10 protein-coding genes and 1 pseudogene are annotated in these 12,631 nt (G+C 45.5%); 9 read left to right on the top strand and 2 right to left on the bottom strand.

Features of this window, described 5'->3' with window-relative positions; translation table 11 throughout:
• Positions 1 to 155: 155 nt before the first annotated feature.
• Together B2751_RS06250 and B2751_RS06245 are read left to right on the top strand one after the other, a co-directional pair.
• Positions 156 to 892 (top strand): annotated as a pseudogene (locus B2751_RS06250) (ABC transporter ATP-binding protein).
• Positions 889 to 2,025: an ABC transporter permease gene (locus B2751_RS06245; protein ID WP_290773568.1), complete on the top strand. Its 1,137-nt coding sequence runs from the start codon at positions 889 to 891 to the stop codon at positions 2,023 to 2,025. Before B2751_RS06250 ends, B2751_RS06245 begins: the two are co-directional and overlap by 4 nt.
• 62 nt (positions 2,026 to 2,087) lie before the next feature.
• On the opposite strand, the gene B2751_RS06240 is transcribed toward B2751_RS06245, so the two are convergent.
• Positions 2,088 to 3,386, bottom strand: a complete 1,299-nt coding sequence (locus B2751_RS06240; RefSeq protein WP_035409402.1) for an ammonium transporter — start codon at positions 3,384 to 3,386, stop codon at positions 2,088 to 2,090.
• A 117-nt stretch (positions 3,387 to 3,503) separates the two neighbouring features.
• Here B2751_RS06240 and B2751_RS06235 point away from each other — a divergent pair, with 117 nt between their 5' ends.
• The 7 genes from B2751_RS06235 (at position 3,504) to mscL (ending at position 10,273) form a co-directional block, all read left to right on the top strand.
• Complete coding sequence (locus B2751_RS06235; RefSeq protein WP_035409401.1) at positions 3,504 to 3,806, top strand: MerR family transcriptional regulator; 303 nt, start codon at positions 3,504 to 3,506, stop codon at positions 3,804 to 3,806.
• Positions 3,807 to 3,948: 142 nt separating this feature from the next.
• Positions 3,949 to 4,995 (top strand): uroporphyrinogen decarboxylase, encoded by a 1,047-nt coding sequence (gene hemE, locus B2751_RS06230; RefSeq protein ID WP_035409400.1) that lies wholly within the window; start codon positions 3,949 to 3,951, stop codon positions 4,993 to 4,995.
• Positions 4,992 to 5,924, top strand: coding sequence for a ferrochelatase (hemH, locus tag B2751_RS06225; RefSeq protein ID WP_290773565.1), 933 nt, complete (start codon positions 4,992 to 4,994; stop codon positions 5,922 to 5,924). Before hemE ends, hemH begins: the two co-directional genes overlap by 4 nt.
• The gene (hemG, locus tag B2751_RS06220) at positions 5,914 to 7,323 is read left to right on the top strand and encodes a protoporphyrinogen oxidase (RefSeq protein WP_035409399.1); all 1,410 of its coding nucleotides are present in this window, start codon (positions 5,914 to 5,916) and stop codon (positions 7,321 to 7,323) included. Before hemH ends, hemG begins: the two co-directional genes overlap by 11 nt.
• A 136-nt stretch (positions 7,324 to 7,459) precedes the next feature.
• A complete protein-coding gene (gene cls / locus B2751_RS06215; protein WP_290773562.1) occupies positions 7,460 to 8,911 on the top strand; it encodes a cardiolipin synthase in 1,452 nt (483 codons plus the stop codon).
• A gap of 75 nt (positions 8,912 to 8,986) precedes the next feature.
• Positions 8,987 to 9,868 (top strand): Cof-type HAD-IIB family hydrolase, encoded by an 882-nt coding sequence (locus B2751_RS06210; RefSeq protein ID WP_290773559.1) that lies wholly within the window; start codon positions 8,987 to 8,989, stop codon positions 9,866 to 9,868.
• 12 nt (positions 9,869 to 9,880) lie between these two features.
• A complete protein-coding gene (gene mscL / locus B2751_RS06205; RefSeq protein ID WP_290773557.1) occupies positions 9,881 to 10,273 on the top strand; it encodes a large conductance mechanosensitive channel protein MscL in 393 nt (130 codons plus the stop codon).
• A gap of 51 nt (positions 10,274 to 10,324) precedes the next feature.
• Here mscL and B2751_RS06200 read toward each other — a convergent pair whose 3' ends face one another.
• A complete protein-coding gene (locus B2751_RS06200) occupies positions 10,325 to 12,487 on the bottom strand; it encodes an ATP-dependent helicase (RefSeq protein WP_035409392.1) in 2,163 nt (720 codons plus the stop codon).
• Between the last annotated feature and the right edge of the window lie 144 nt (positions 12,488 to 12,631).

Below are 12,631 nucleotides of genomic sequence, written 5' to 3'. Positions count from 1 at the left end.
GCATGTAAATCGTTTTCATATATTGATGTAACGATTACACTTAGAGTAATTGCCGAAAAAACAAGTATTAAAACATTATATTTTAAAAAATGAGGCACGAAGCTAGAAAGTCTAAGAAGATCTACCTTACGATGAGCTTAAAGGGAGTGGCAAACATGTTATTAGAGATCAAGGGTTTATCAGGAGGATACGGATCTAAAACAGTCCTTCATGATATCAATATTGAAGTGGATCAAGGGGAACTCGTTGGTTTAATCGGTTTAAATGGTGCGGGGAAATCAACGACGATTAAACACATCCTCGGTCTATTACCGGTCAAAACGGGATCTGTACGAATCAATAGATTGGATTTAGCGACGAACGAAACCGAGTATCGTCGTCAAGTCGCGTATATTCCGGAACAGCCGATGTTATATGAACAACTAACGTTACGGGAGCACCTTCGCCTCATGGCACAAGGATATGATGTCGAAGAAGCAGCAGCGATAGAACGAGCAAATCATTATGCTGAACGTCTTCGGATGACGAAACAATTAGAGTGGTTTCCAAGTGTCTTCTCAAAAGGGATGAAACAAAAAGCAATGATCNNTTGTGCGCCCTTGTCACGGGGAGTGAATTGTTGATCGTTGATGAACCATTCGTTGGACTTGATCCACTGGCAATCCGAGAGTTGCTTCAGATTTTCAGTGAACTCAAGCAGGACGGTAAAGGAATTTTAATGTCAACGCATATCCTGGAGACAGCCGAGCGCCACTGCAACCGATTCGTTCTCTTACATGAAGGACATATTGCGGCGGAAGGGACAACGGCTGCTTTACGAGCTCGCTATGGACTACAAGATGGAACGCTGGATGATCTGTACGTTGCTGCGATCGAGGAGGCAGAACGATGAATAGCCAGTCCTTATGGAAGGAACGGTATCAGGCGGCGATGACGGAAACAGTGAAATATACACGATATATGGCGAATGGTGGACTATTATTCACCGTCTACTTTGTTATTTTATACGCATTAGTCGTCTACGGTCGTTTCCTCGACCAACTCGATCCATCATTTCCAGGTCGATTCGTCATGGCAGCCTTATTTCTGATTCTGCCGCTCTACCGGACAAGTCGAACGTTTCTTGTCGAGGCGGATCAAGTGTTTCTATTACCCGTGTTAGCGAAGTTATCCAGTTTCATGCAGCAGGTGCGCGCATATAATGCGATTTTTGGTATCATTCGTGCCGTGATTCCGTTTCTAGCAGTCGTTGTTCTATATGTTCGGACAGAACAGACGACACCGTTTGAACTTGTCTTAATGGGCGTAGCTCTTGCCCTATTCGGAGCGGCAGCGAATTTGTCGAAACTTGAAGGCATCGCACATCGAACAGTGTTATTGTATGCATTTGGAGCAGCACTACTCGTCATCATCGATATGGCGTGGATGTCGATCGTCGTTGCCTTGCTGTTAATGATCGTCCTTCATCTGAAGCGTCAGGATCATCTTCCGTTACGTGAATGGATTGCGCTCGAACGAGAATCACGTGATCGTTTTTATCGACTAGCCAACTGGTTCGTCGATGTTCCACATCTATCGGCAACGTATAAACACCGTCGTCTCTTAAGTAACATGGTCGAGCGGTTTCCGTACCAAGCCCAGACGACATTTGATTATTTGTATGTCAAACAGTTCATCCGGAGTGGGGACGGCATCGGATTGATTGTTCGTTTAACACTGATCGGGGCTGTGTTCATGTGGTTGGCGAGCGGTAACGTTTGGTTCGTTGCACTTGCGATTCCTGCATTTGGTGGGCTGACGAGTTTTCAATTGGCGCCGTTTACGAAAGCAGTCGATCAGCATCTGTTGACTCGCTTACTGCCATTTGGGAATGCCGTACATGCTAAACGGAAAATCATCCGCTTCGCAGCAATCAGTCAATGCATCGTTTTGACGCTACTTGGATTCTTCTTAAGTGGATCCATGTATGTCGTTGGTGGGGCAGCCATAGCACTTGTAATTGGTGAATACTATGCCCGAAAATAATAAACAAGAAAGAGCCTACGCGATGGATGTTCATCGCATAGGCTCTTATTCGTTATGAACCATTAATTGACACGTTCGTTTGATAGATCTTCTTCTTCAACCATATGCAATTCCTTGCTGACAGGAGCAGGAAGATCGTAAGAAGCTTGACCATGTTCCGCGACGTCAAGACCACGGAGTTCATCTTCGCGTGTGATTCGAAGTCCGATCGTAAGGTCGAGGACTTTTAAGAAAGCATAACTTAAGACGCTGACGATGACGATAGCAAAGACGACACCAAGAGCTTGAACACCGAGTTGCGTGAAGCCACCTCCATAGAAGAGTCCTGCTTGTCCGATACCTGTGATTTCAACGAGTCGAGGTGAAGCGAAGAATCCAGTTGCGAGTGTACCCCAGATACCAGCGACGCCATGAACGGAGAAGGCACAAAGTGGATCATCCACGCGACTTGCGAGAAGAATGCTCGTTCCATACGTGATCACACCAGCAAGGAATCCAATGACGACGGCTGCCCATGGTTCGACGAAGGCACAGGCTGCTGTGATGGCAACGAGTGCAGCTAACACACCGTTGATGATCGAAGGGATATCTGCGACGCGACGGTGCCAGAACGAGATGGCAAGAGCGCCGAGGGCACCTGCTGCAGTCGCGAGTAACGTCGTCAAAGCAACGTAACTAAAGAATCCGTCGGCAATCGTTAATGTCGAACCAGCGTTGAAGCCGAACCAACATAACCAGAGGATGAAGGCACCGACGACAGAATAAATGACATTGTGTCCAAGCAACGGTGTTTTTTCAGCACCGATTCGTTTCTTAAGCAGTAAAGCAGCAACAAGTGCAGCAATCCCACCTTGTAAGTGGACGACCGTTGACCCGGCGAAATCTTGCATTCCGAGCGAACCAAGGAATCCACCTGCCCAAACGGAACGAGCAATGATCGGATAGATGATAGCAACGAAAAACGTTCCGAACAACAAGTAAACGGATAATTTAGCACGTTCTGCGAATCCGCCCCAAGCGATTGCGAGAGAGACGGCGACAAACGAGAGTTGGAAGAGGAACTTTACATCAATCGTGATGTTCGACCAATCAAGGCTGCTGAATCCTCCATGTAAGAAGAATCCTTCTGTTCCGATAATGGAGTTACCATCACCGAACGTCAATCCGAATCCGATAGCCCAAAAGGCGAGAGCGGCAACTGAGAAGCTGATAATTTGTTTAACAGCGACGTGCCCCGCGTTCTTTGCCCGTAACATCCCTGTTTCCAGAAGTAAGAATCCGATTTGCATCGTAAAGACGAGCAGTGCTGCGAATAAGACATAAAACGTATCGACTGAAATTGCGAGTTGTTCCAGTTTCATTGTCGTTCCTCCTTTATCCATTTAAAGTATGTGTTTACTTTAGACGGAAATACTTTCAAAGAAACGTATTGTGTCAGAAAATCTGACATGGTATTTTTGTGGAAAGGAGTGACGAAGATGAAGTACCGCGAAAAAAAGGTGATGTCGATCGGAATCGTCTGTGAATTGACCGGCTTGTCAGAACGTCAGATTCGTTACTATGAAGAACGGAAATTAATCTTTCCAGAACGGACAAATGGAAAGACGCGAAAATATTCGTTTACGGATGTCGAGCGACTCGTCGAAGTCGCGGAAAAAATCGAGGATGGTTGGCGCACGCACGAAATTCGAGAAAAAGAACGTAAGGTAACGGAACAGCAACGTTCTGACTTAATTCGTGGTCAGTTAAACGCTGCATTCGGTCTTTACAAGAAACAGTGAACATTTCATGAACTGGTAACAGAACTGTCATTTTGTAAACGATTTATTGGCACAGACTTCTTAATTTCAGATATAATGTTTCTGTGTTCACAAACTTATCGTACGTTTTTTGGGGCGTTAGAACGAGTATAAAGGGGTAGTTATGATGAAGAAATTCAATGATACGTTTTTGCGGGCGATCCGTGGCGAGCAGATTGATCACGTTCCCGTCTGGTACATGCGACAAGCAGGTCGTTATCAAGCGGAATATCGTGAAATCAAGAAGACACGGACGCTTTTCGAGATCACACATGACTCGGAGCTAGGCGCATATGTGACAGAACTACCTGTAAAACAACTAGGGGTCGATGCAGCGATTCTATATAAAGATATCATGACGCCACTTCCGTCGATGGGCGTTGATGTTGAAATCAAGAGTGGCATCGGTCCAGTCATTGCGAATCCGATTCGCACGATGGCAGATGTCGAAGCACTGCAACCGTTCAACCGTGAAGATATTCCGTACATTTATGAAACAATTCGTTTATTACGGGAACGACTTGAAGTGCCATTAATTGGTTTTTCCGGGGCGCCATTTACACTTGCGAGCTATATGATTGAAGGTGGACCTTCAAAGGGATACCATAAAACGAAAGCATTGATGTATGGACAACCTGAAGTATGGCATGCCTTAATGGAGAAACTAGGTGACATGGTCATCGATTACATCAAATCACAAGTAGATGCAGGGATTCAAGCGTTCCAAATCTTTGATTCATGGGTCGGAACGACAAGCCGGAAAGATTATGTCCGTTACATCAAACCGACGATGGAACGCATTTTCACGGAACTAAAAGATACAGGCGTGCCGATGATCATGTTCGGTGTAGGGGCGAGTCATTTGGCAGAAGAGTGGCATAGCTTACCGTTAGACGTCGTTGGACTCGATTGGCGCTTATCGATCGATGAAGCACGTGAACGTGGGCTGACGAAACCCGTCCAAGGGAACCTCGATCCGTCTTATCTGTTAGCACCATGGGATATCCTTGAAGCGAAAGCGAAGGAGATTCTCGACATGGGAATGAAACAACCAGGGTTCATCTTTAACCTCGGTCACGGTATCTTCCCGGAAGTTGATCCAGAAGTATTGAAACGTTTGACTGCATTTATCCATGATTATTCGAAAGAAAAAATGGAGGTAGAAAAATGAAGACGTTAGGATTACTTGTCATGGCGTATGGTACGCCGTATAAACCTGAAGATATCGAGCGGTATTATACGCATATCCGCCGCGGACGCAAACCGTCTCCAGAAGCATTGGCAGAGTTGACGGAACGCTACGAAGCCATTGGTGGAGTCTCACCACTCGCACAAGTCACGATTGACCAGGCAGAAGAGCTGCACCGTCAATTGTCTGAGAAATATGCCGGTGAAATCGAGTTTAAGCTTTATCTTGGTCTAAAGCACATCGAGCCATTCGTTGAGGATGCTGTCGAGCAAATGGCAAAAGACGGCATCACAGAAGCGGTCACAGTCGTTTTAGCACCGCACTATTCGACGTTCAGTATTCGTTCATATAATGGTCGTGCGAAGGAAGTCGCAGATCAGCACGGTATTCGTCTCGCATCCGTTGAATCGTGGTACAAAGAAGAAGCATTTCTCGATTGGTGGGGGAAAGAAATCCGCAAGACGTTCGACGCTTTACCAGTTCCTGAAGAAAAAGCCGTTCTCGTCGTTTCAGCGCACAGTCTGCCTGAGAAAATCATCGCAAACGGCGATCCGTACCCAGAGCAATTGAAAGAAACTGCCGAATTGATTGCACAACGTGCCGGTGTACCGCATATGATCACAGGTTGGCAATCAGCTGGACAAACACCTGAGCCATGGCTCGGCCCTGATGTTCAGGATCTGACACGTGATGTTTACGAAGAAAAAGGATACGAAGCGTTCGTTTACGTGCCAGTCGGCTTCGTTGCGGACCATCTAGAAGTATTATTCGATAATGACTATGAGTGTAAAGTCGTCTGCGACGAACTCGGAATCTATTATGCGCGACCTGTCATGCCAAACGCGGATCCTGCTTTCATGAAAGCTGTCACGGAAGCCGTCGCGAAACAGGTGGGTAGTTATGTCCAGTAAACGTCTCGTCATCGTGGGCGGCGGTATATCAGGACTTGCGGCCGCCTATTATGCAGAGAAACAGTTTCCGGAAATGAACATCACGTTACTTGAGGCAGAAGGTCGTCTCGGTGGTAAGGTGGCAACATATCGGGACGAAGGATTGACGATCGAGCGGGGACCAGATTCGTATGTAGCACGAAAACACGTACTGACGGATCTCATCGAAGAGATTGGATTAGGGGAGCAACTCGTTCGTAATAACACGTCGCAAGCCTATATATTGGATGCGCGAGGTCTCCACCCGATTCCAAAAGGTGCCGTCATGGGTATCCCGACGGATTTAGAGTTATTTGCAGAGACTTCTTTGTTGACGGAAGAAGAAAAAGCAGAAGTGTCAGAACGATTGCTTCACCCGGCTCCTGATTTGACGATTCCAGAAACAGATATCCCACTAGGAGAGTATTTGCGTCCGCGTCTTGGAGATGCGCTCGTCGAGAAGCTGATCGAACCGCTTCTTTCAGGCATTTATGCTGGTGATATCGATCGGATGAGTACGTTTGCGACCTACCCACAATTTGTTGCAAATGAACAAAAGGCAGGAAGTTTGTTTGAAGGAATGCGTCTCATGCGTCCGCTTGACCAACAACAAGGTCCGACGCTCAAAGCGACAGGTCAATTTTTATCGCTCGCTACTGGACTCGAGTCTCTCGTCGAGCGGCTAGAAGAGGTGCTTGAACGGACAGAAATTCGTCTTGAGACACCACTTCGCTCGATTAAACGGGAAGAAGATGGGCGGTATCGTCTCGAAACGGATCATGGTCCAGAGTATGCCGATGATATTTTGTTGACGATTCCGCATCGCCAAGTCGTGTCCCTGTTACCAGAAGCGACGCTGCCTGGGCTTGCGAACCTCTCGACACACTCGACAGCGACAGTCACGTTGATTTTCGATAAGGAAACAGCGTTGCCGATCGATGGAACAGGTTTCATCGTCAACCGTCAGGCACCGTATTCGATTACAGCGTGTACGGCGATTGATCAAAAGTGGAATCATGCAGCACCGAATCATACCGTGCTTCGTGCCTTCATCGGTCGTCCCGGAAAAGATGCACTCGTTCGTGAATCAGACGAAATGATTGAACGGGTCGTCTTAGAAGATCTTGAAGCCATCTGTGGTCGTCCGTTGCAACCGGAACGTGTCGTCATCAGTCGTCTATTAGACGGCTTACCGGCCTACACGGTAGGGCATGCACAGCGGATTCAAGAAGTGCGAGAAACCATCGCTTCGCACTATCCACACATTCATTTAGCCGGACTTGCTTATGATGGTGTTGGATTGCCAGACTGTGTAGCAGGTGTCAAAGCGACACTTGAACAAATGGCGTTACAACAACCGGAACCATGTCAAGAATCATGAAAGACCTAAACCTTTTTGAAGCCATTCGTGCTTTAAAAAGGTTTTTTTTGTCTTCAAAAGAATGACGCGGAAGGAAACGGGAATAGGAGACAAGGGACCAAAATCGAACAATACCGTTGAAACGGGAGGGAATCGTATGGTGGAAGTATGGAGTACGTTCACGATCATCATCGTCTACGGATTGCTCATCATGAATATCTTGGCGGTCCTAACGGTTATTTTTCTCGAACGGCGCGATATTGGTGCGACGTGGGCATGGGTGTTCATCTTGTATTTCGTTCCGCTCGTTGGGTTTCTCGTCTATCTGTTTTTCGGAAGATTGTTGAAAAAATCGAATTTTTATCGTATTACGGAAGAAGAACAACTAGAACACGATAGACGGATTGCCTTACAGAAAAAAGAACTCGTGACGATGGGGCGGCACCCGATGATTCAAAAGCACCGGGATATGATTCGGATGAATCTGATGTCGAACGGTTCGTTACTCAGTCTCTCGAATCAACTGCAGATTCTTTCGGATGGAGAACAGAAATTCAATCGGATGATTCAAGATATCCGCCAGGCAGAGCATGAAGTGAATATTCAATACTACATCATTCAGAAAGATCGCCTTGGGCTAGCGTTGATCGATACATTAACCGAATGTGCCCGTCGTGGAATCAAAGTCCGTCTATTATATGATGCTGTCGGATCACGTAGTCTCAAACGGACGGATTTCAAAGATTTACTGGTACATGGGGGAGAAGTGTTCGCTTTTTTCCCGTCGACGATTGGTTTCGTTAATTTTCGCTTAAATAACCGCAATCACCGTAAATCCTGTATCATTGACGGTCGAATCGGCTACATTGGTGGATTTAACGTCGGTACGGAATATCTAGGTATCGATGAAAAGTTCGGCTACTGGCGGGATACGCATTTTCGCTTGAAAGGTGATGTCGTTCACGATCAGCTCGACCGTTTTATTCTTGACTGGAATCAAGCGAGTGACGTCTATACAGAAAAATCATTGTTCTACTACGGGACACACAGGGTTCAGAATATATTACCGATGCAAATCGTCACGTCGGGTCCGGATTCCCGTTCAGAATATCTGAAGCTTGCTTTGATCAAGATGATCAATGAGGCAAAGCGGACGATTTACATTCAATCGCCTTATTTCATTCCAGACACGAGTTATTTAGATGCATGTAAGGCAGCTCTTCTGTCTGGAGTGGAGGTGCGCATCATGATTCCGAATAAGCCGGACCATCCATTCGTTTATTGGGCGACGACAGCTGCTGTAGGAGAGTTGTTGTCGTACGGAGCTAAAGTCTACACGTATGAACCTGGATTTTTACATGCGAAGACGATTGTTGTTGATGGAGAGATTGCTTCAGTCGGGACGACGAATATCGATGCACGAAGTTTCCGTTTAAATTTCGAAATGAATACAATTGTCTATGATCAGGAAGTAGCAATTGAACTAGAACGGCTCTTCTTAGCCGATTGTGATGTATCAAAGCTCATGACGGTCGAGTCGTATGTTGCGCGTTCAAGAATGATCAAATTCAAGGAAAGTATTTCGCGTTTGTTGTCACCGATTTTGTAAACCGTGTTTACGACCAGTCAAAATGTGAAAAATGGTATAGTGGTATGGAAATAGAAAAAGAGGAGAGTGAAGACGATGGCAAATCCAATTAAATTACTCGTATCAGACATGGATGGTACCGTTCTTTCGGGCAAACAACGAATAGAACCGGAGACGATTCAGGCAATTGAAGCAGCACGCGAACAAGGTGTCGAGTTTGCAATTGCAACAGGACGTAATTACTTAAATGCTAAAGAATTGACGGATGCCGCAGGCATTCATTGTCCGATCATTGCTTCAAACGGGGCACGTGTGATGACCGTCGATGGAGAAGAGTTGAGTGCGACGACTCTGACGACAGAACAAGCACAGCAAATTTACGGCATCATTAGCCAGTACGAAGTCTTCTTCGAGATGTTCTGTGATCAAGGACTCGTGACAGCGCAAGGAGCGACGATTGATGCAGTCTACGATTCGTTAAAAGAATTAAGTGAAGAAAGTGATCGGGCAAAACAAGTGCTTGATTTCTTCCACGATCGCTATTATGTCCACGAAGACGTCAAGATGATTGATGGATTCCGGTCATACATTCGTAATCAAGCGGGAAAAGTATTCAAGTTCATTTCGTTCTCATTTGATCAAGAATTGATGAAAACAATCTGGCAGGAAATCGAGCAGAAAGTCGAGGGTGTCTATGTCACGTCGTCAGGACACGATAACATCGAAGTCATGGCAGTCGGTGCCGATAAAGGAACGGCAGTTAAAATCCTCGCGGACCACCTTGGTGTGCCGATCGAACAAGTCGCTGTCATCGGTGATAATCTGAACGATCTTCCCATGTTTAAGGTTGCTGGAAAGGCGATCGCGATGGGGAATGGTCATGATGAAGCAAAAGCGATTGCGCATCATGTGACGAAAACAAACGATGAGCACGGCGTCGGATATGCGATTCAGCAACTGGCGTCCCGTGCTTGGTAAGGGGGACGTTTCATGTTTAAGGCATTTAAGGAGTTTGCTTTTCGAGGCAATGTGATCGATTTAGCGGTCGGAGTCATTCTCGGTGCTGCGTTCAGCGGGATTATCAAATCACTCGTCGACAGCGTCTTCATGCCGTTGATCGGTATCATCATCGGTGGTATTGATGTCAAAGGATTATCAATCATGGTCGGAAATGCAAAATTACAGTACGGTCAGTTCCTTCAGGCGAGTATCGAATTCTTATTGATTGCCTTTTATTTGTTCATCTTCGTCAAAGGAATCACTTCGTTCCGGAAGAAGGAAGAAGTCGTCGAAGAAGAAGCGGTACCAACGACAGAAGAAAAACTATTGACAGAAATCAGAGATGCCTTGATTCGTCAAAATGAGTCATCACCTAAAAACTGATATATACCAAAAGCCTGTCTCACATATTTATGTGAAACAGGCTTTTTTGGCTCATAAAATTTCGAGTAATGCATTTTCGGAGCAGACTTGTAACGAAAGCTGTTTTTTCATTCCTTGATCAAATGAAATTTCTAGCACGTCATCAACCAGGTGCAAGACGGTTCCGGGACCAAATGCTGTATGCGATACACGCATGTTCTCAGTGATCGGAAGTGGAGGAACTTTAGCTCGCGCTGCAATGGCAGGACGTTGGCGTTCTATTTTTCGTTTTGCGGAATCCGGTGTAACAAGACGATGAACGTCTTCGACGAATGGTGAGACATCGAACGATTTCGATTTAAAACGATAAGACAGGAGATGCAGTTCGTGTCGTGCCCGTGTCATCCCGACGTAAAACAAGCGTGCTGCTTCTTCCATATCATCGAGTTGTCCATTCTTGTACGCCTTGATCGTGTCAGCCGATGGAAGAATACCAGCAACGAGATCAATCATAAAGACGCGATCAAATTCAAGCCCCTTTGCACTGTGAAAGGTCGAAAGGGTGACCGCATTTTGATTTTTGTTTTGTTTCGCATCACGCATCAACTGTTCAAGATGCGCGATCCGCTCACGAAAGGCGAGTAACGTCGGTACATCACTTGCGATGTTATCGATCGTATTTAATGTCTCAAGCAGGTGATCGAGACTAAAACCGAGACTCTCACTCATTTTCCGCAAATTCTTTTCGTAGCCCAGTTCATGACGAATCAATGAGAGGGCAGCAGACGGTCGAACGGTCTGAATGGAAGCGAATGTGCGCTTCATTTGTTGAAGTTGTTTCTTTTGATAAAACTTCATCTCGATTTTGTTTATGAGTAGATCAAATACAGATTCACCCGAACCAAACTGTTGCAATTGAGCCAGTTGAGCTTTTGAGATATATCCGGCGAACTTCGTATGGATGGTTGCTAGAATCTCGATATCTGTTGGATCTTGTGCGAATGTCATGAAATTTAAAATATCCTTCAAAATCCAATGACTGAAGAATTTATGATCAACATCCTTAATGTAAAAAGGAATGTTTGCTTGATCTAACGCATTCATGACGTTGATCGAAGAAGCATTGTTGCGATATAAGATGGCGACTTCGCGGTAATTCGTTTCCGTCCGTAACTGATTCAATAAATAACGAGTCTGATCTTCATAAGTCGGTAGCGTCTCTAAGATAATTGGACGAACCGCAGCATTCTCCGTGAACATCTGTTTCGGATAACGTGCTTTATTACGTTGGATGAACTGATTGGCGACTGAGACGATGTCCTTTGATGAGCGATAATTTTGTTCCATGTAAAGAATCGTCGCATTCGGATACGTATCCTTGAAGTGGAGAATCTTGGATGCATCTGCGCCACGCCAACTGTAAAGCGTCTGGTCATCGTCCGCGACGACACAAAGGCGATTGTGGGGTAAGGCTAACTTTTCAACCAGTTGATGCTGAACGAGTGATGTATCTTGACTCTCATCTGTCAGAATATAATCGAAGCGACGTTGGTAATGTTGCAATAGACGACGGTCTTGTTCCAAAATCGTATTAGCATACGTCAACATATCATCGAAATCAAGTAACGGATGTAGAGGATCACGAGACTTGAATTGTTCATATGCGACGTAGATGTCAGGAAAGTGTTTGATCGTCGTCGGTACTGCCTTGATTTCTTTTAAAGAAAGAAGGCGATTTTTGACAAAGGAAATCATCCGTAACAACTCATCCATTTGATCATCGGTAATGACACTTCGATTAATTTCCTGGAAAATACGGCGCAGTAACATCCGTTTATGTGGCGCATTCGGATGTTGTTGATCCATCGGTCCTTCGATGATCGTATAGGAGAGGCGTTGTTGAGACGTATGGTCCCGGACGACTTGAAAAGCAAAACTGTGGATTGTCGAAAAAGCCGCTGTTGTTCCGATTAGTTCATGGAATAAATGATAAAATCGATCCGCCATTTCGCGAGCTGCCGCTTTACTGAAGGTCAGTCCAAGAATACGATGTGGTTCAATTTTTTTTTGTAAAATCAAATAGGCAATCTTAAAATTAAGGGTCGTTGTTTTTCCAGAGCCGGGTGAGGCGAGTAACAGCAACGGACCATGGTCATGTTCAATTGCCTGTTGTTGGACAGGATTCAATTGAATGCCGGTCAATCGCTCCATCTGTTCGAAAAAATCTTCATGCATGATACAGTTCACCTCGAGCGTTTAATTTCGTGTCCATTAAATCGAACTCTCCCTAGTGTAGCATTTTTAATGATCGGATTGGATTACTGAAAGACGAACCGTGGAATAAAGAGACAAAAGACTATTGGAAGCAATGTAAGAGGA

Source organism: Exiguobacterium sp. UBA6282 (assembly GCF_002440475.1).
GTDB lineage: Bacteria > Bacillota > Bacilli > Exiguobacteriales > Exiguobacteriaceae > Exiguobacterium_A.
This window is presented reverse-complemented; position numbering and strand designations above follow the sequence as displayed.